The sequence below is a fragment of the Actinomadura sp. CNU-125 genome (assembly GCF_001942465.1).
Taxonomy (GTDB): domain Bacteria; phylum Actinomycetota; class Actinomycetes; order Streptosporangiales; family Streptosporangiaceae; genus Spirillospora.
In genome coordinates, this window is sequence record NZ_MKJY01000221.1 from 1 (window position 1) to 17,677 (window position 17,677).

The window sequence follows — 17,677 nt, forward strand, 5'->3', positions numbered from 1 at the left end:
CGACCGGCGGGTGCTCGGCCTCCTTCGCGCGCCCGGTCGATCTCGCCCGCGATCGCGGGCGGCCAGGCGACCGGCTCGGCGCCGAGGCGGTCGACGAGCCGCGCGGCGGTCGGGCGGCGGGACGGGTCGCGGTCCATGCACTCGGCGATCAGCGCGCGCAGCTCCTCGTCGGGGACGCGGTCGAGGCGCGGGCGTTCGGAGCGCAGCCGCAGCACCTGTTCGTGCCAGGTGCCCGTGCCGAACGGTTCGCGGCCGGTGGACGCGTACATCAGCGTGGCGCCGAGCGTGAAGACGTCGCTCGACGGGCCGATCGGGTCCCCGGCGGCCTGCTCGGGGGACATGAAGCCGGGCGCGCCGAGGGGCGTCTCGGAGTTCGTGATCGTGGCGGCGTCCAGGGCGCGGGCGATGCCGAAGTCGATCACGCGCGGCCCATCGGCGGTCAGCAGGACGTTCGCGGGGGTGAGGTCGCGGTGCACGATCCCGGCGCCGTGGATCTCGGCGAGCGCCTCCGCGACCCCGGCCGCCAGGTACCGGACGGCGGCGGGCGGCAGCGCACCGGACGTCCGGACGGCGTCGCGCAGCGGCACCGAGGGCAGGAACGCCGTCGCCAGCCAGGGCGCCGGGGCGTCCGGGGCGGCGTCGACGACCGGCGCGGTGAACCCGCCGCCGACGGTCGCGGACAGTTCGGCCTCGCGCCGGAACCGTTCCCGGAACCGCTCGTCGGCGGCGAACTCCGGGTGCACGATCTTGATCGCCACGGCCCGTCCGGCGGCTGAACGCCCCAGGTAGACGGTGCCCATGCCGCCGGAGCCGAGCCGCGCGAGGAGCCGGTACGGGCGTCCGGACGTCTCGACCGAGCGGGGGTCGCCGGGGTCAAGGGCCTGCACGTGATCCTCCGGGGGTGTCCGGCGGGGCGAGCGCCCGGACGTGCCCGTCCTTCGTCGCGACGCACACGAGCCCGGCGGCGCCGACGGGAGGGGTGAGCCGGATCGCCTCCGCCTGGTAGGTCCAGCGGACGCGGCCGTCGGCCGCGCCCAATGCGTACAGTGTGGCGTCCCTGCACGCTGCGTACAAGGTTCCGCCGTCGAGGCACAGCATGGTCGCCTGGGCGCGGGGGTCGTCGTCGAAGTGCGCGATCCGGCGCGACCAGGCGGGACGTCCGGTCGCGGTGTCGAGCGCGACGACCACGCCGTCCGCTTCCTCCAGATAGACGTGGTTTTCGTCGAGGAGGATCGTCAGCGCGCTCGTGTTCCGGTGTTTCCAGGCGGGACGCCCGTCGGCGGCGCGCAGCGCGTGCAGGGTGCCGAGGCGGTCCCAGGCGAGGACCAGGCCGCGGTCGATGACCAGGTGCGCGCCGTTGTCGATCCGGTACGTCCAGCGGGGCCGTCCGGTCTCGGCGTCCAGCGCGGTCAGTCCGGTGGGCGCGGCCGCCACCACGAGGTCGTCGCCGGCGAACGCTTCGGCGAGGCGGTCGAACGGCTCCGACGTCCAGCGGCGGCGCCCGTCCTTGCTGCTCAGCGCCCCGATCCGGGACTGTTCGCCCGAGATGCCGAAGCAGACCACGGATCCGGACGCCGCCTGCACGCCGCCCTCGCCGAACGCGAAATCGTACGTCCAGCGCGTGTCGCCCGAGGATGCCCGGACGGCCCGCACCCGGTCGTCTTCGGCCAGGTAGACGTCGTCACCGGCCACCGTGGCGTAGGCGTTCGCGCGTTCCCAGAGCACCTCGCCGGTGCGCGGGTCCAGCGCGTGGACGGCGCGGGCGTCGTCCTCACCGGTGCTCGCGAGGACCACGCCGCCCGCCGGGCGCAGGCCGACGCTCTCGCCGGGGAACCGCCACTTCCACTTCGGGACGCCCCGCGGCGGCGGCTCCGGGGGGTCCGCGGCGGCCTCCGTCTCGCCGCCGTCGGCCGTGCCGCCGGTCAGCGGGACGCTCGCCGCCGCCGCGACCGTCTGCACCCCGGCGCCGATCCCCGTGATGAACGTCCGGCGCCCCGGACGCCACGGCGCGGCCGCGACGGCGGCCGGGACGACTTCGGTGGTGCGGCGCTCGACCACGGCGGCCACCGGCGCGGGCAGCCACCCGACGCCCTGCAGGGACGGCTCGTCCGGGCCCGGCCGCCCGAGCGCGTCCAGCACCTCCGCCGCGGACGGGCGCGCCTCCGGTTCGAGCCGCAGGCAGGACGCGAGGAGGTCGCGCGGCCACGGCCCCGGGACGGCGCGCAGGTCGGCGTCGCCGGTCAGTACCCGCAGGTGACGGGCGCGCGCCGGGCCCGTCCCGAACGGTTCGACGCGCGACGCCGCGTACGCGATCGTCGTCCCAGGGCGAAGACGTCGCCGGGCGGGCCGACCCGCTCGCCCCGCACCTGCTCGGGGCCCATGTACCCGGCCGTGCCGATGGGCGCGCCCGCCCGGGTGATCGCGGTGGCGCCCTCCGGCCGCGCGATCCCGAAGTCGATCACGCGCGGGCCGTCCGCCGTCAGCAGCACGTTGCCCGGTTTCAGGTCGCGGTGCACGAGGCCGCCGCGGTGGATCGCCGCGACCGCCTCGGCGAGCCCGACGGCGAGCCGCCCAGCGCGTCCGGCGGCAGCGGGCCGAACCCGGTCGACCGCCTCCCGCAGCGACGGGCCCGGCAGGTAGGCGGTGGCGAGCCAGGGCGTGGCGGCGTCCGGGTCGCGTCCAGCACCGGCGCGGTGAAGGCGCCCGCGACCGCGCGGGCGGCGTCGACCTCGCGGCGGAACCGGGCCCGGTACCGCTCCTCGCCGACGAACCGGCGGTGCACGACCTTGACCGCGACGGGCCGCCCGCCGCGCGATCGTCCCAGGTAGACGACGCCCATGCCGCCCGCGCCGAGCCGCGCCGCGATCCGGTACGGGCCGATCCCGCGCGGATCGTCCGGCTGCAGCGGCTCCACCGGCCCTGACCCTCCGTGCAACGTCCGATACGGCTCCGAAAGGCTAACGGCCCCCGGGGCCGCCCCGCGGGCTTTCCGGAGGCCGTTCGCGGAGCGCGCCGCGCCGTGCGCGCGTCAGGCGATGTCGTTGATCTCCTCGGGCCGCTGGCCCGTCACCAGGTACACGACGTTCTCGGCGACGTGGACGGCGTGGTCGGCGAACCGCTCGAAGTACCGGCCCGCGAGGGTGATGTCGACGGCCGGTTCGACGCCGTGCTTCCACTTGGGGGAGAGCAGCTTGTCGAACAGCCGCCGGTGCAGGCGGTCCATCTGGTCGTCGTCGGCGTCGAGCTCCAGGCCCATCTCGACGTCCTGCGACGCGATCACGCTGCCCGCCTTGGCGATCATGCGCTCGGCGATCTGCCCCATCTCCAGGACGGTCGCCTGCAGCTCGGGCGGGACGGCCGGTTCGGGGTGGCGGCGGCGCGCGGTCTTGGCGATGTGGACGGCGAGGTCGCCCATCCGTTCGAGGTCGCCGCTCATCCGCAGCGTGGTGATCAGGGTGCGCAGGTCACCGGCGACCGGCTGCTGCCGCGCCATCAGGTCGAACACCGTCTGCTCGATGTCGGCGTCGATCTTGTTGACGTGCTCGTCGGCGCTGATGACCTCCTCCGAAAGCCGCAGATCGGCGTCCAGGAGAGCGGTCACCGCGCGGGCCATCGCGGACCTGACGAGCCGCGTCATCTCGACCAGCTGGTCGCTGAGGGCGTCGAGCTCCTCGTGGTAGGCGTCGCGCAATTGGGATCCTCTGGGAGAAAACGGCGGAGGGTTGGGGGCGGTGAGCGGACTCACCCACGCAACAGCATGCCTTGCCGGCGTGAATCCGTCCGTATAAGAAGGTGAACTTTCGGGGAACGACACTGCGTTGACCTGCACGTTGGGACTACTTGGGCTCGATGCCCGCTTACCATCCGAGGTGTGGAGGTCGAGATTGTCGCGAGCCTGGTCGGGCTTGCCGGGCTCGCGATAGGGCTCGCGACGGGATTGGCGGTGCGCGTGAGCGAGCGAGCCCAGCGGACGGTGGCCCCGGCGACGCCCGTGAGCGGCATGCCGCCGGGCATCGCGTCGGTCCTCAGCGTGCTGCGTTCCTCGGCGGTCGTCGTGGACGGCGAGGACCGGGTCCTGCGCGCCAGTTCCGCCGCCCGGGCGTTCGGCCTGGTCAGCGGCGACCGGCTCGTCGTCGACGAACTGCTCGCGATGGCACGCCTCGTGCGCCGCGACGGGGAGATCCGCGAGACCGAGATACAGGTCGTCCCGTCCCGTCTCCGCGCGCGCGCCGAAGGACGCTGGTTCGCCGTGCGCGTCGCGCCCCTCGGGACGCACGGACTGGTCCTCGTCCTCGCCGAAGACCTCACCGACATGCGGCGCACCGAGCGATCCGCCGCGACTTCGTCGCCAACGTGAGCCACGAGCTGAAAACGCCCGTCGGCGCGCTGTCGCTGCTCGCCGAGACCGTCGAGGGCGCCGCCGACGACCCGGACGCCGTGCGCCGGTTCGCCGGGCGGATGCAGATCGAGTCCGTCCGGCTGAACCACCTCGTGCAGGACCTCATGACCCTCTCCCGGGTGCAGGGCGACGAGCCGCTGCCCGACCTCGGGCCGGTCCCGCTGGACGACGTCACCGCCGAGGCCGTCGACCGCTGCCAGATCAAGGCGTCCAGCAAGGACATCGAACTGGCCATCGGCGGCACCGAGGGCCTGCGGGTCCGCGGCGACACCGAACTGCTGATCACCGCGCTGCGCAACCTCGTCGACAACGCGGTCGCCTACAGCCCCGAACACACCCGCGTCGTCGTGTCGACGCGCAGGTGCGAGGACCGGTTCGTCGAACTCAACGTGACCGACCAGGGCATCGGGATCCCCGAGGCCGAAGTGGAGCGGATCTTCGAGCGGTTCTACCGGGTGGACCCGGCCCGCTCCCGCCAGACCGGCGGCACCGGCCTCGGTCTCGCCATCGTCAAGCACGTCACCAGCAAACACGGCGGGGAGGTTACGGTGTGGAGCAAGGAGGGCTCCGGGTCGACGTTCACGATCCGGCTCCCGCTGCTCGACCCGTTCGTTCCCGCCGCCCTGAAAACCGCCCGGGAGGCAACACCGTGACCCGCGTTCTCGTCGTTGAAGACGAGGAGTCGTACAGCGACGCATTGGCGTACAACCTGCGCAAGGAAGGCTTCGAGGTGGCCGTCGCCGCCACCGGCCCCGACGCGCTGGACATCTTCGAGCGCAACGGTGCCGACCTCGTGCTGCTCGACCTGATGCTCCCCGGGCTGCCCGGCACCGAGGTCTGCCGGGAGCTGCGCACGAAGTCCAACGTCCCGGTGATCATGCTGACGGCCAAGGACAGCGAGGTCGACAAGGTCGTCGGGCTCGAACTCGGCGCCGACGACTACGTCACCAAGCCGTACTCGCCGCGCGAGCTCATCGCCCGCATGCGCGCCGTCCTGCGCCGCCAGGGCGACGAGCCCGAGCCGATGCCCGCGACGCTGGAGGCCGGGCCCGTCCGGATGGACGTCGAACGGCACGTCGTGAGCGTCGGCGGCGAGCCCGTCCAGCTCCCGCTGAAGGAGTTCGAGCTGCTGGAGGTGCTGCTGCGCAACGCCGGCCGCGTCCTGACCCGCATGCAGCTCATCGACCGGGTGTGGGGCGCGGACTACGTCGGCGACACCAAGACCCTGGACGTCCACATCAAGCGGCTCCGCGCCAAGATCGAGGAGGCGCCGTCCACGCCGCGCTACATCGTGACCGTGCGCGGTCTGGGCTACAAGTTCGAGCCCTGATCGGCGGGCCTCGCGCCCGGGCGGCCCCGGCCGCCGCGAACGTGAAGAGGCCCGGACGGCGATGCGCTCGCCGTCCGGGCCTCTGTCGTGCCTTCGCGCGTCCGTCAGTGACCGGCCGCTTCGCCCTCGCCCGTGGCGGGGGTCTCCGACCCGTCGGGCGTCTGCTCCGTGCCCGGCGTCTGCTCCGTGCCGGGGGATTCGGTGCCGCCGGGCGTCTGCTCGGTGTTCGGGGACGGGCTCTCGGTGCCCGGCTGCGCGGGCTGCGTCGGGCTGACCAGCGGGTACGTCGCGTACTCCTCCTGCTGCGCGACGATCGGGACCCGCAGCTCGATCGCGCCCGCGTTCTTGAACTGCAGGCGGATCGGAACCGGCGAACCCGCGAGCTGCTGCTGCTTCAGGCCCTCCAGCACCACGATCGGGTGCGTCGCGCCCGACGGCTGCGGGGTCGGGGGCGGCTCGGCGGTGTTCTCCGACGTCGGCGACTGCGTGGGCTCGGCGGTCGAGCCGGGGCCGGTGGGCTCGGACGTCGGGGACTGCGCGCCGCCGGGCTGCTGCGGGTTCGTCGGGCCCGGCGTCGGGGCGCCCTGGCCGAGCAGCTTCGCCGTGCCGCCCAGGCCGTCCGGCGCCGCGGCCGGCAGGTCCAGCGAGCCGCCCTCGATGCGGGCGCCGGAGAACAGCGGAGAGCTGACCGAGACGAGCGTGTCGGCCTTGCCCTCGACCTGGTTGATCAGGACGCCGTACAGCGCGAGGGACGTGCCCTGGGGCACGGGCGCGCCCGCCTGCGGGCCGAGGACGAACATGTTGCGGAGGGAGATCTGCGCGGCCCCGTCCGCGGGCAGCTGGGCGTTCACCCCGTCGGTGAGCCGCGTGGGCGCGGCGCTCTGCGGTGTCGTGCCGGCGCCGCAGCCGGAGATCACCGGCGCGATGGCGACGGGGCCCGCGACGGCGAGCGTGGCCACTCGACGGCTGTTACGGATCACGGCGACGGTCTCCTCGTGGATAAGGCGTTGAGATCGGAAGATCGGCGTGAGATACGCCAGAGGAAGCGTAGCGAGGCCCGCCCGCGACCCCCGCTTCGGGGTACCGACACGCCGACGACGCCCGCCCCGGGTCGTCCGGAATGCCGGAGATCTCAGCCGACCGTCAGATCCTTGATCTTCTGGTCCAGATCCTTGCCCGATTTCTGGTTCGGAACCACATCGGCGACGACGCCGTCCGGTTCGACGAAAACCGTGGTGATCGCGGCGCCCGGCTTCGGCGTGTACGTACCGGCCAGCAGGCCGCGCTCGTCCTCGACGACCAGCGGGGTGCCCCGGTGCGCGGTGCCCGCGCACTCCCTGACGTCCTTCACCGGGACGGGCTCGCGGTCGCCCGCGGTGCGCGGATCGGCGACGAGCCAGAAGTTGAGCTGGTTCGCGCGCGTGCGCGCGGCGATGTCGGCGACCAGCGGGCCGCACCGGTAACCGGGCGGGACGATGCCGATCACCCCCGGACGCATCTCGCGCAGCGGCTTCACCGACCCGTCCGCCAGCGTGACGTTCCCCGCGGGCAGCAGGCCGCCGACGTCGCCGGGGCTCGCCGTCGGGTCGGGGGCGAGCCGCGCGGTCGTCGGGCGCGGCGCGGGCTGCGGGCCGAACACCGTCATCAGCACGCCGCTGACCAGCGCGACCAGCAGCGCGCCCGCGATGAGCGGGACGGCGACGCCGAACCGGGTGAACGGACGGGCGACCCGGCGGGCCCGGGCGCGGCGGCGTCGCCGCGCTCCTCGCGGCGGTAGGCGACGACGTCGCGGTCGAGCTCGCGGGCGTCGTCGGGCACCACGATGTCGACCCGGGGGAGACCGTAGTCGTCCGGGTCGGGGTCGCCGTCCGACCTCACGCCGCCATCACCATCCTCGATCCGCCGGGGACCGTCGGCCGCCTCCGCGGGGATGTCCCGTTTGGGGCCCTTCCGGCGCTTCGTACCCGCGCCACGCGGGAGGCTCACCTTCCAGTATGGGGTGCTTGCGGCCGAACCATCGAAGCCTTCTTCCGGCCTCGTCCGGCCGGGGGTCTTGCCGTCCGGGCGGCCCACCCGATAACGGCGCCCGGGCCGCGGCGGAGTCACCGCGCGGTCGCGTTCGGTGGGCGGAACAGGAGGCCGATGCATCATCAACGGGCTTTGTCAATGGCCCAATATGGGGGTTGACCTGGGCATATGCCATCAAGGCCGGTACGGCCTCACCGGTTTCCGTGCTATCCTGGTTGCAGCGGAAGGGGTACTTGTCACATGACTTTCCAGGTCGGCGACACCGTCGTCTACCCCCACCACGGGGCTGCTCGGATCGAGGCCATCGAGACTCGCACCATCAAGGGTGAGGAAAAGACCTATCTGGTCTTGAAGGTCGACAAGGGCGACCTGACAGTACAGGTTCCGGTTGAGAACGTCGAGGACGTGGGTGTCCGCGACGTCGTCGGCCAGGAGGGTCTGGAGAAGGTGTTCGAGGTGCTGCGCGCACCCTACACCGAGGAGCCCACCAACTGGTCGCGCCGGTACAAGGCGAACCTTGAGAAGCTCGCGTCCGGCGACGTGAACAAGGTCGCGGAGGTCGTCCGCGACCTGTGGCGGCGGGACAAGGAGCGGGGCCTGTCGGCCGGCGAGAAGCGCATGCTCGCCAAGGCGCGGCAGATCCTGGTCAGCGAGCTCGCGCTCGCCGAGAAGACCAACGAGGACAAGGCCGAGGCGCTGCTCGACGAGGTCCTGGCCGGCTGAGTTGAACGCACGGTTTCCCCGGGTGGGCGTCGGTGTCGACGTCCACCCGTTCTCGTCGGAACCCCGACCGCTGTGGATCGCCGGGCTGGAATGGCCCGGCGAAGGCCACGGCCTCGCCGGGCACTCCGACGGCGACGTCGCCGCGCACGCCGCCTGCGACGCGCTCCTGTCGGCCTGCCGCCTCGGCGACCTCGGCGCCGTCTTCGGGACGGACGACCCGCGCTGGTCCGGCGCGTCCGGTGCGACACTCCTGCGCGAGGTCGCCCGGCTCGTCGACGAGGCCGGATACGACATCGGCAACGTCGCGATCCAGATCATCGGCAACCGCCCGAAGATCGGCAAGCGGCGCGACGAGGCCGAGAAGACCCTCGCCGAGGCCCTCGCGGGCGCCGACGTGTCGATCTCGGCCACCACCACCGACGGGCTCGGCCTCACCGGACGCGGCGAGGGCCTCGCCGCGATCGCCAACGCCCTCGTCGTCCCGCGCTCATAGCGGCGGTCGCACCGTCGGGACCGGCACCGTCATAGCGGCGGGTGCACCGTCCCCGACACCTCGCCCAGCGAGATCGTCGCGCCGCCCGCTCCCGGAGCGGACGCCCGCACGGTCACCGTGTCGCCGTCCTCCAGGAACGCCCGCCGCATCCCGCCGTCGAGCTCCAGCGGCTCCCGGCCGTTCCAGCTCAGCTCCAGCAGGCACCCGCGCTGGGCCCGCTCCGGGCCCGACACCGTCCCGGACGCGAACAGGTCGCCCGTCCGCAGCGGCGCCCCGTTCACCGTCGCGTGCGCGAGCTGCTGCGGCGACGTCCAGTACATCGACGCGAACGGCGGCCGCGCCGCGACCCGTCCGTTGATCAGCACCTCCAGGCGCAGATCCAGCCCCCACGGCTCGTCGCACCGCAGATACTGCAGCGGCTCCGGATCCTGCGCCGGAGGCTCCACCCGCGCCGCCTCCAGCGCCGCGACCGGCACCACCCACGGCGACACCGACGTCGCGAACGACTTGCTCAGGAACGGCCCCAGCGGCTGCGACTCCCACGCCTGCAAGTCCCGCGCGCTCCAGTCGTTCACCAGGACGAACCCGAACACGTGGTCGCGGAACGCCCATGTCGGCACGCCCCGTCCCGTCCCCGACGGGACGCCGGCCACGAACCCGACCTCCGCCTCGAAGTCCAGCCGCAGCGACGGGCCGAACACCGGCTCGTCCTCGTCGCCGGTCCGCCGCTGCCCGGACGGCCGCACGATCGGCGTCCCCGACGGGTACACCGTCCCCGCACGTCCGTGGTAGGCGACGGGGAGCCGCTTCCAGTTCGCCCCGAGGGCCGCCCGGTCCGGGCGGAGGATCCGCCCCACGTTCGTCGCGTGATGCTCGGACGAGTAGAAGTCGACGTAGTCGGCCACCTCGAACGGCCGCAGCAACTCGACGTCCCCGAGGGGCACGAGATGCGGTCGCACCCGCTCCCGGAAGGCCGCGTCCGTCAGCAGCTGGACCAGCCTGTCCCGGTTCGCCCGCCATGCCGGACGTCCGGCGGCCATGAACGCGTTGAGCGACCCGGACGCGAACCAGCGGCGGCCGTCGATCGTCCCGTCCGCCGCCAGCCCCGCCAGATCCAGCACCCGGTCGCCGATCGCCACCCCGACGCGCGGCAGTTCCCGAGGCCGCGCGAACACCCCGTACGGCAGATTCTCGATGCCGAACCCGCCGTCCGCGGCGCTCTCCACCCACGATTCGGTCGTCATGGAGACAGATGTTCCCCAATGTCGCGCGTTCTGACCGGCCCGAGATCATCGAGCCCCCGGAGGAACGCGGCCACATCCGGCACCGCGAACCCCACGAACACCCGCCGCACCGCCCCCACGGCATCGCGATCAAGCCCCCGAACCCGCTCCATCAGCCCCTCGCAGCCGTCCGAACGGGCTCGGAACGAAGCGTCCGGCGCGGCGGCCGTCCGGTCGTTGTGCGGCGAGGCGCGGTCGGCGCGTCCGTCCTGTGCAGACGGCCCGGGGGACGTTCGGGCGTTCGCGGTGAGGAGGAGGACGCGGAGGAGGAGCGCTGGCGAGGCGTCGGCGGCGGTGCACGTGAACGGGAGGTCGCGCTCCAGGCAGGCCGGGACGAACTCGGCCGCCTCCTCGGCCCGGAACTCGACCCCGAGCGGAACGCCCCGGGCGCGGGCGGCGGCGATCCGGTCGAGGGACGCCCGCCGGCCGGGGCGGTGCCGGACACCGATGAACACGGGCGCGTCCCTGGGCAGCCGCGCGATCGCCACGGCGGTGGCCCGCGCCTGGTCGGCGTCCGGCGGCAGCGCCGCGTGCACCGACACCGGGCGCACCCGCGGCTCGCCGCGCACGCCGTCCAGGACGCCCGGCAGCGCGTCGTCCGTCCGGGCGTCGGCGACGACCGCGAGATCGAGCAGGTCCTCCGGGACCAGGTGCCGCCGCAGCTCGGCGAGCCGCGACACCGGGCACCGCAGCCGTCCCGCCGGGGGACGCTCCGCGAATGCCCGGTACGCGCGCAACGCCTCGTCCGCGGGCGTACCGGGCGCGGCGAGCGCGGCGTCGTCGACGAGCCGCTCGAACACCATGCCGGAGACCTACCCGCGATGGCGCCCGTGAACGGGCCGCGGGCGGCCGTCAGCCGGCGGGCGGAGTGGGGCCGCTGCGGAAGTTCTCGGACGGCGGCGGGTGCGGCTCCCAGCGGTCGTCCGGGTCCTCGTCCACGGGCCCACCGGCGTCGGGGTCTTCCGCGGTCGGCGCCGGGGGTTTCGGAGTCGTGATCGTCCAGCCCCGTTACGACGATGTCGGGACGGGTCGTGCGGGCGGGCGGGCGCGCGTCGCGGGGCGGACGCCGGCGGCGCGGGCCACCTCGACGTCCGTGGGGAGCAGCGCCGGGGCGGGGCGCGGCGGCTCCGCGGGTTCGGCGGCGGGTTCGGCCGCGGGCTCGTCCGTCCACGCGGGTTCGTACCCGGGCGTCCGGTCATGTCCCCGGGGCGCCTCGGGCTCCGGGTGCGGATCTTCGTCCCACGCCGCCCCCTGCTCCACCGGGAGTGCGTCGTCCCGCGCGGGGTCGTCGACGTGTTCGGCTTCGGGCCTCGGTGCGGGGACGTGCGCGCGCGGCGGTTCGTCCGTCCACGTGCGGTCGTGCGGCGTGCGGTCGTGCTGCGCGGGTTCGGGCTCGGGTTCGGCCGGGGGTTCGAGCGCCGGACGGGTCCGCGCCCCCGCTCGTCGACGTGCGGGCCCACGGGCCCGAAGGCGCGGTCGAACACGGGTTCCGGTTCGTCGAACGCGAGTTCGTCCGGTGCGAGGTCCGGAGCCGGGGCCGGTGCAGGCACCCGGGCGACATCGACGTGCGCCACATCCATACGCGCCACGTCCATACGCTCCACCTCCCCGCGCCCCATATCGAAACCGGCATCGCCCGGTGCGGGCGCCACGCCCGGCAGGATGTCGAGACCGGCCGACCGCGCGGCCTCGTCGGCCCCGGCGGCCTCGTCGGGTTCGGCGGGCCCCTCCAGCGCGGGCAGGACCTTGACGTGGCCGCGCTGCGTCTCGACGACCTCGACGGCGTCGCCCCCGGGCCGGGCCAGCCGGATCTGCTTGAACAGCGTCATCCACAGCCAGACGGCGATCATCAGCGTCACGTGCGGGGCGATGGCGACGCCCGCGCGGACCCGGTCGTCGGGCAGCGGGTCGAGGCCCCACACGGCGTCCTGGACGGCCAGCGCGGCGAGTCCGGCGGCGAGCAGCAGGAGCAGGGCCCAGCGCAGCAGCCGCGTGAACCAGCGGGCGCCCCGGGTGATGGCGAGCGACAGCAGCGTCATCGTGATCAGCGCGTCGGCCATCGCGGGGTAGATCGGCGCCCAGCGTTCGTCCACCCGCCCGGCGACGGCCAGGTCGCGCAGCGTGTCGTAGGTGAGCGCGAAGGCGCCGGCGGCGAGCGCGGCGACGACGAGCCCGGCGAGCGCGGTGAGCAGCCGGCGCTGGCCCCGCGTGTAGCGGGGGCCGCCGGACCGGATTGTGGCGGACGTGGCGGGGTCGGTTGGCATGGCTCTCGTTCCGGGGAGGTGCGCCTTGTGGGTGATCCTCCAGCGAGGTTAGCCAGCCCGGGCGCCGCAGACTGCCCACTTCACCGTGATCATCTCGCGCTGCGTACGTTATGGGCCTCGACGTACGGTATGGAGAAACGTTCAGTAGGGAGGGGCGATCCCGTGCAGCGTGCAGTAGATCGCAGGCGCGGGGCGCGCGCATGCCCGCGGGTCCGGCGCCGTCCGGCCGGGTAGCGCGGTGGTGGTCTCCGGGGGAGCCGGACGGCTCGGCGCACCCGTCCGGACGTTCGACGCGGCGTCCGGCCCGGCGCGCCGCACTGGGCTGGCTGCCGCGTCCCGGTGCTGGCCGCGGCGCTGCTGACCCCGCTCGCGGTGTGGGCGCTGGTCACCGGCCGGTGGGGGCTCGGGACGGCCGCGGCGCTGCTCGGCATGGCGTACGCGGGCGCGCGGGCTGGATCGCCGGACGGGACGGCCTGTGGTCGGGCGTCCGCGTGGCGGTCCTGCACATCGAGGGCGTGGCCGTCCGGATGCGAAGCGACGCGGTCGAGTACGGGTGGGACGAACTGGTGTCGGTGACGGTCTCGGGCGTCCAGTACGGTTCGCGCGTCCGTTGGCGGTTCACGGTCGCCGCGGCGGACGGACGCGTCCTGTGGCTCGGCGATCCGCTGCCCGACGTGCGGGAACTCGGTGAGGCGGTCGCCGCGGAGGTGACCGACCGGACGGTCGCGCGGCATCTGGAATCGGTCCGGACGGGCGAGATCGTGCGGCTCGGGCCGTTCACGGTCGATCTGGACGGTGTGGAGAAGGACGGCGAGCGGCTGCCGTGGAGATCCGTCCGGGACGTCGGGATCGACAACGGGCTCGTGTCGGTGACGGCGCCGGGCGCGACGCTGGCCGCGCTCGCCGGGCAGGTGCCGGACGCGCTCGCCTTCACCGCCCTGTGCGCCGAGGTCGGCGGCCTGCACGACGCGTCCTAGAAGATTTTCTGGAGAGAATGTCGAGGACGCGGCCCCGGCTCCGATCCTTCCGTGCCGGCCGCCGAAACGCGGCGGCCGGACGTGCCGCCGGGCCGCGGCGGCACGACGCGAACAAAGGAGACGATGACTCGTGAAGTACATGCTGCTGATCTTCAATCGGCCCGGTTTCGTCGAGGAACTGACCGAGGACGAGCGCACCGCGCTGTTCGGCGAGGTCGACGGGCTCATGAAGGAACTCGCCGACTCGGGCGAGTGGGTCGGCGGGGAGGCGCTGGCCGACCCGTCCGAGACCCGGACGGTCCGTGCGGCCGGCCCCGCCGGGGCGCCGCCCGTCGTGACCGACGGGCCGTTCGTCGAGGCCAAGGAGCAGTTCGCCGGGTACCTCACCGTCGACTGCGACTCGCTCGACCGGGCCGTGGAGATCGCGTCCCGCTGGCCGGACGTCCGGTTCGGCGGCCGCATGGAGGTCCGGGCGGTCATGGGCGAATCAGGGACGGAGATGTGACGTCCCCGGGGACGCCCCGAACCGCCGCGATCGAGGAGGTGCTGCGGGAGCTCGCGCCGCAGGTCCTCGGCACGCTCGTCCGGCGGCACGGCGCGGGCGCGTTCGGCGCGTGCGAGGACGCCGTGCAGGAGGCGCTGCTCGCCGCGGCCGTCCAGTGGCCGGAGCGGGGCGTCCCCGAGCAGGCGCGCGGCTGGCTGGTGACCGTCGCGTCCCGGCGGCTCACCGACCAGTGGCGCAGCGAGCGCGCCCGCCGCGACCGCGAGGCGGCGGCCGCCCACGAGGCCCCCGCGCACGACGACTCCCGCCGACGCCGACCGGGTCGCCGACCGCGACGACGCCCTCACCCTGCTGTTCCTCTGCTGCCATCCGGCGCTGACGCCGTCGTCGCAGGTCGCGCTGACCCTCCGCGCGGTCGGCGGGCTCACCACCGCGCAGATCGCCCGCGCGTTCCTCGTCCCGGAGGCGACGATGGCGCAGCGGATCAGCCGCGCCAAGCAGAAGATCAAGGCGGCCGGGGCCCGGTTCGCGCCGCCCCCGCCGGACGAACGGGACGCGCGCCTCCGCGCCGTCCTGCACGTCCTCTACCTGATCTTCAACGAGGGGTACACCGCGTCCGGCGGCCCCGACCTGCAGCACGCCGACCTGACCGCCGAGGCGATCCGGCTGACCCGCGGCCTGCACCGGCTGCTGCCGGGCGACGGCGAGGTCGCCGGGCTGCTCGCGCTCATGCTGCTCACCGACGCGCGCCGCGCCGCCCGCAGCGGCCCCGGCGGCGCGCTCGTCCCGCTCGCCGAGCAGGACCGGACGCGCTGGGACCGCGCGGCCATCGCCGAGGGGACGACGCTGATCACCGACGCGCTCACCTGGTCGCCGCCCGGCCCGTACCAGCTGCAGGCGGCGATCGCGGCCGTGCACGCGGAGGCGGAGCACGCCGACGACACCGACTGGCGGCAGATCCTCGCGCTCTACCGCGTGCTGTCCCACCTCGCGCCGAACCCGATGGTCACCCTGAACGAGGCGGTGGCGCTCGCGATGGTCGACGGTCCCCGCGCCGGGCTCGACCTGCTCGCCGGACTCGACGGCGACGAGCGCGTCGCCGGGCACCACCGGCTCGCGGCCGTCCGCGCCCACTTGCTGGAACGGGCCGGCGACCCGGCCGCCGCCCGCGCGGAGTACCGGCGGGCCGCGCGCGCCACCACGAGCCGTCCCGAACAGCGCTACCTGCAAGCCCGGATCGCCGGGCTCGCCCATGGCGGAGAAGACTGACTCCACGCGGTCTTCTCGTGGGGCCCGCACGGGTCGACCCTGATCCAATAACCTGGGCCTGTGAGTCTGCGCCTTTACGACACCGGTACCCGTAGCGTCCGCACGTTCAAGCCCCTGGAAGAGGGCCGTGTGGGGATGTACGTGTGCGGTGCCACGCCGCAGGCCGCACCCCACATCGGCCACCTCCGCTCCGGCGTCATCTACGACGTCCTGCTCCGCTGGCTGAACGCGTCCGGCTACGACGTGACGTTCGCGCGCAACGTCACCGACGTCGACGACAAGATCATCGCGGTCGCCGCCGAGCAGGGCGTCCCGTGGTTCGCCGTCGCCGAGGGCAACCAGCGCACCTTCAACCGCGGCTACGACCTGCTCGGCTGCCTCCCGCCCACGATCGAGCCGCGCGCCACCGGGCACGTCCCGGAGATGATCGTGCTGATGCGGCGGCTGATCGACGCCGGGCACGCCTACGCCGCGGACGGCGACGTCTACTTCGACGTCAAATCCTGGGCCGATCAGTACGGCGAACTGTCCAACCAGCGGCTCGACAACATGCGCTCGGCCGGGGACACCCCCAACGAGGACCTCAAGCGCGACCCCCGCGACTTCGCACTGTGGAAGGGCGCGAAGCCCGGCGAACCGTCCTGGGAGACGCCGTGGGGCGACGGCCGTCCCGGCTGGCACCTCGAATGCTCCGCCATGGCGACCAAGTACCTCGGCGCCACGTTCGACATCCACGGCGGCGGCGTCGACCTGATCTTCCCCCACCACGAGAACGAGATCGCCCAGTCCCGCGCCGCGGGCGACGACTTCGCCCGCTACTGGCTGCACAACGGCCTGCTCACCGTCGACGGCGAGAAGATGAGCAAGTCGATCGGCAACGTCGTCCTGCTGACCGACCTGCTCGGCCGGGCCCGCCCCGCCGAGATCCGCTACTACCTCGCGTCGGCGCACTACCGCTCCCTCATGGACTACACCGACGCCTCGCTCGCCGAGGCCGTCTCCGCCTACCAGCGGATCGAGGGCTTCGTCACCCGCGCCGCCGAACTCGTCGGCCCGGGAGAACCCGGCGAACTCCCCGAAGCCTTCGTCGCCGCGATGGACGACGACCTCGGCGTCCCGCAGGCGCTCGCCGTCCTGCACGACACCGTCCGGCAGGGGAACAACGCGCTCGCGCACGACGCCGACGTCCGCGGGCACCTCGCGGCCGTCCGGGCGATGTCCGGCGCGCTCGGCCTCGACCCGCTCTCGGACGAGTGGGCGCGGACGGACGACGACCTGCGGCCCGTCGTCGACGCCCTCGTCGGCGTCGCCCTCGAACAGCGGCAGGCGGCGCGCGCGCGGAAGGACTACGCGGCCGCCGACGCCATCCGCGACGGCCTCACCGCCGCCGGGATCGTCGTCGAGGACACCCCGCACGGCGCCCGCTGGGAACTCAAGAAGGACTGAGCCCCCGCTCGCCCCGGATAAACTGGGACGTTGGATTTCGGCGACGTCGCGAGGGGCAGGACCATGGCCAAGGGCAAGGGCAAGGGACCCACACCGAAGGCCGAGGACCGGCACTGGCACGGCAAGCGCCAGAAGGCCCGGGCCGTCAAGAGCGCCAAGCGCACCGGCACGCCCACCGTCGGGCCGGGCGCCCGCAGGCCCGCGGCCGACGACCGCGCCCGCCCGTCCCGTCCGGCCGGGGCCCGCCGCGCCAACGGCGAGGTCCCCGAGCTGGTCACCGGCCGCAACCCGGTGCTGGAGGCGCTCCGCGCCGGCGTGCCCGGAACGGCCCTCTACGTCACCTCCGGCACCGACGACCGCGTCCGCGAGGCGATCCAGCTCGCCGCCGACCGGAACGTCCCGCTCCTCGAAACCGGCAAGAACGAACTCGACCGGCTCACCGACGGCGCCGTCCACCAGGGCATCGCCCTCCAGGTGCGCCCCTACCGGTACGCGCACCCCGACGACCTCCTCAAGGGCGCCGCGCCGCTCATCGTCGCGGTGGACGGAATCACCGACCCCCGCAACCTCGGCGCGATCGTCCGCTCCGCCGCCGCGTTCGGCGCGTCCGGCGTGGTCGTCCCCGAACGCCGCGCCGCGGGCGTCAACGCCGGCGCCTGGAAGACGTCCGCGGGCACCCTCGCCAGCGTCCCGGTCGCCCAGGCGACCAACCTCACCCGGCAGCTCAAGGCCTACCAGAAGGCCGGCTGCTTCGTCGCCGGACTGGACGCGCGCGGCGGCGTCACCGTCGCCGACCTCGAAGTCGCCGGGGGCCCGTTCGTCCTGGTCGTCGGCTCCGAGGGCAAGGGCCTCGGCCGGCTCGTCGCCGACACCTGCGACATGCTCGCCACGATCCCGATGCCCGGCGCCGCGGAGTCCCTCACGCGGGCGTCGCCGCGGGAATCGCGCTCTACGAGGTGAGCC

At 74.1% G+C, this 17,677-nt stretch carries 18 protein-coding genes and 2 pseudogenes; 10 read left to right on the forward strand and 10 right to left on the reverse strand.

The annotated features are described in order from the left end of the window. The 4 genes from BJF79_RS24045 to phoU all read right to left on the reverse strand — a co-directional run. The coding region (locus BJF79_RS24045; RefSeq protein ID WP_143220122.1) for a serine/threonine-protein kinase at nt 1–887 on the reverse strand (887 nt) is incomplete at its 3' end. After that, nucleotides 874–2,139 carry a PQQ-binding-like beta-propeller repeat protein gene (locus BJF79_RS24050; protein WP_075900652.1) on the reverse strand — a complete coding sequence of 422 codons (1,266 nt, stop codon included), beginning with the start codon at nt 2,137–2,139 and terminating at the stop codon, nt 874–876. The genes BJF79_RS24050 and BJF79_RS24045, both read right to left, overlap by 14 nt. A 101-nt stretch (nt 2,140–2,240) precedes the next feature. Beyond that, nucleotides 2,241–2,816 (reverse strand): protein kinase domain-containing protein, encoded by a 576-nt coding sequence (locus BJF79_RS51420; protein WP_187357048.1) that lies wholly within the window; start codon nt 2,814–2,816, stop codon nt 2,241–2,243. A gap of 212 nt (nt 2,817–3,028) precedes the next feature. Next, the gene (phoU, locus tag BJF79_RS24065) at nt 3,029–3,691 is read right to left on the reverse strand and encodes a phosphate signaling complex protein PhoU (protein ID WP_075900658.1); all 663 of its coding nucleotides are present in this window, start codon (nt 3,689–3,691) and stop codon (nt 3,029–3,031) included. A 180-nt stretch (nt 3,692–3,871) separates the two neighbouring features. Here phoU and BJF79_RS24070 point away from each other — a divergent pair. Both BJF79_RS24070 and BJF79_RS24075 read left to right on the forward strand, forming a co-directional pair. Next, nucleotides 3,872–5,052, forward strand: a pseudogene (locus BJF79_RS24070) (sensor histidine kinase). Continuing rightward, on the forward strand, nt 5,049–5,729 hold the full coding sequence (locus BJF79_RS24075) for a response regulator transcription factor (protein ID WP_075900660.1): 681 nt from the start codon (nt 5,049–5,051) through the stop codon (nt 5,727–5,729). Before BJF79_RS24070 ends, BJF79_RS24075 begins: the two are co-directional and overlap by 4 nt. Before the next feature lie 104 nt (nt 5,730–5,833). On the opposite strand, the gene BJF79_RS24080 is transcribed toward BJF79_RS24075, so the two are convergent. From BJF79_RS24080 to BJF79_RS61325, 3 genes are all read right to left on the reverse strand, one after another. Beyond that, nucleotides 5,834–6,709 carry a hypothetical protein gene (locus BJF79_RS24080; protein WP_143220124.1) on the reverse strand — a complete coding sequence of 292 codons (876 nt, stop codon included), beginning with the start codon at nt 6,707–6,709 and terminating at the stop codon, nt 5,834–5,836. A gap of 152 nt (nt 6,710–6,861) precedes the next feature. Continuing rightward, a complete protein-coding gene (locus BJF79_RS24085) occupies nt 6,862–7,380 on the reverse strand; it encodes a hypothetical protein (protein ID WP_262402491.1) in 519 nt (172 codons plus the stop codon). Next, nucleotides 7,374–7,607: a hypothetical protein gene (locus BJF79_RS61325; protein WP_262402492.1), complete on the reverse strand. Its 234-nt coding sequence runs from the start codon at nt 7,605–7,607 to the stop codon at nt 7,374–7,376. The genes BJF79_RS24085 and BJF79_RS61325 overlap by 7 nt, the downstream gene beginning before the upstream one ends. Before the next feature lie 390 nt (nt 7,608–7,997). Between BJF79_RS61325 and BJF79_RS24090 the strand changes: the two genes are divergently transcribed. Next, complete coding sequence (locus BJF79_RS24090) at nt 7,998–8,480, forward strand: CarD family transcriptional regulator (protein ID WP_026404819.1); 483 nt, start codon at nt 7,998–8,000, stop codon at nt 8,478–8,480. A 22-nt stretch (nt 8,481–8,502) separates the two neighbouring features. Beyond that, nucleotides 8,503–8,973 (forward strand): 2-C-methyl-D-erythritol 2,4-cyclodiphosphate synthase, encoded by a 471-nt coding sequence (gene ispF, locus BJF79_RS24095; protein WP_083733781.1) that lies wholly within the window; start codon nt 8,503–8,505, stop codon nt 8,971–8,973. A gap of 29 nt (nt 8,974–9,002) precedes the next feature. Here the strand turns inward: ispF and fahA are convergent, their stop codons facing one another. Genes fahA through BJF79_RS24110 form a run of 3 tightly spaced genes read right to left on the reverse strand, consistent with a single transcriptional unit; the run spans nt 9,003 to nt 12,520 of the window. Continuing rightward, nucleotides 9,003–10,217, reverse strand: coding sequence for a fumarylacetoacetase (fahA, locus tag BJF79_RS24100; protein ID WP_075900666.1), 1,215 nt, complete (start codon nt 10,215–10,217; stop codon nt 9,003–9,005). Continuing rightward, the gene (locus BJF79_RS24105; protein WP_075900668.1) at nt 10,214–11,059 is read right to left on the reverse strand and encodes a hypothetical protein; all 846 of its coding nucleotides are present in this window, start codon (nt 11,057–11,059) and stop codon (nt 10,214–10,216) included. Before BJF79_RS24105 ends, fahA begins: the two co-directional genes overlap by 4 nt. Nucleotides 11,060–11,068: 9 nt before the next feature. Continuing rightward, on the reverse strand, nt 11,069–12,520 hold the full coding sequence (locus tag BJF79_RS24110) for a DUF2637 domain-containing protein (RefSeq protein ID WP_075900670.1): 1,452 nt from the start codon (nt 12,518–12,520) through the stop codon (nt 11,069–11,071). Between the two features lie 200 nt (nt 12,521–12,720). Here BJF79_RS24110 and BJF79_RS61330 point away from each other — a divergent pair, with 200 nt between their 5' ends. From BJF79_RS61330 to rlmB, 6 genes and pseudogenes are all read left to right on the forward strand, one after another. Beyond that, complete coding sequence (locus BJF79_RS61330) at nt 12,721–13,497, forward strand: DUF6585 family protein (RefSeq protein ID WP_143220125.1); 777 nt, start codon at nt 12,721–12,723, stop codon at nt 13,495–13,497. Nucleotides 13,498–13,636: 139 nt separating this feature from the next. Next, entirely contained in the window at nt 13,637–14,002 is a 366-nt protein-coding gene (locus BJF79_RS24120; RefSeq protein ID WP_262402499.1) for a YciI family protein, read from the forward strand. A 38-nt stretch (nt 14,003–14,040) separates the two neighbouring features. Beyond that, nucleotides 14,041–14,187, forward strand: a pseudogene (locus tag BJF79_RS65780) (RNA polymerase sigma factor); the annotation flags it as partial. A gap of 211 nt (nt 14,188–14,398) precedes the next feature. Beyond that, complete coding sequence (locus BJF79_RS24125) at nt 14,399–15,268, forward strand: RNA polymerase sigma factor (RefSeq protein ID WP_316043426.1); 870 nt, start codon at nt 14,399–14,401, stop codon at nt 15,266–15,268. Between the two features lie 60 nt (nt 15,269–15,328). Continuing rightward, nucleotides 15,329–16,714: a cysteine--tRNA ligase gene (gene cysS / locus BJF79_RS24130; RefSeq protein WP_075900676.1), complete on the forward strand. Its 1,386-nt coding sequence runs from the start codon at nt 15,329–15,331 to the stop codon at nt 16,712–16,714. A gap of 63 nt (nt 16,715–16,777) precedes the next feature. Continuing rightward, nucleotides 16,778–17,674 carry a 23S rRNA (guanosine(2251)-2'-O)-methyltransferase RlmB gene (gene rlmB / locus BJF79_RS24135; RefSeq protein WP_316043425.1) on the forward strand — a complete coding sequence of 299 codons (897 nt, stop codon included), beginning with the start codon at nt 16,778–16,780 and terminating at the stop codon, nt 17,672–17,674. Nucleotides 17,675–17,677 lie beyond the last annotated feature (3 nt).

What these genes read in the sequence shown, in the direction of transcription:
- BJF79_RS24090 (WP_026404819.1), top strand. Translation starts at nt 7,998, where the DNA reads ATGACTTTCCAGGTCGGCGACACCGTCGTCTACCCCCACCACGGGGCT.
- fahA (WP_075900666.1), bottom strand. Translation starts at nt 10,217, where the DNA reads ATGACGACCGAATCGTGGGTGGAGAGCGCCGCGGACGGCGGGTTCGGC.
- BJF79_RS24105 (WP_075900668.1), bottom strand. Translation starts at nt 11,059, where the DNA reads ATGGTGTTCGAGCGGCTCGTCGACGACGCCGCGCTCGCCGCGCCCGGT.
- BJF79_RS24110 (WP_075900670.1), bottom strand. Translation starts at nt 12,520, where the DNA reads ATGCCAACCGACCCCGCCACGTCCGCCACAATCCGGTCCGGCGGCCCC.
- BJF79_RS61330 (WP_143220125.1), top strand. Translation starts at nt 12,721, where the DNA reads ATGCCCGCGGGTCCGGCGCCGTCCGGCCGGGTAGCGCGGTGGTGGTCT.
- BJF79_RS24120 (WP_262402499.1), top strand. Translation starts at nt 13,637, where the DNA reads ATGCTGCTGATCTTCAATCGGCCCGGTTTCGTCGAGGAACTGACCGAG.
- rlmB (WP_316043425.1), top strand. Translation starts at nt 16,778, where the DNA reads ATGGCCAAGGGCAAGGGCAAGGGACCCACACCGAAGGCCGAGGACCGG.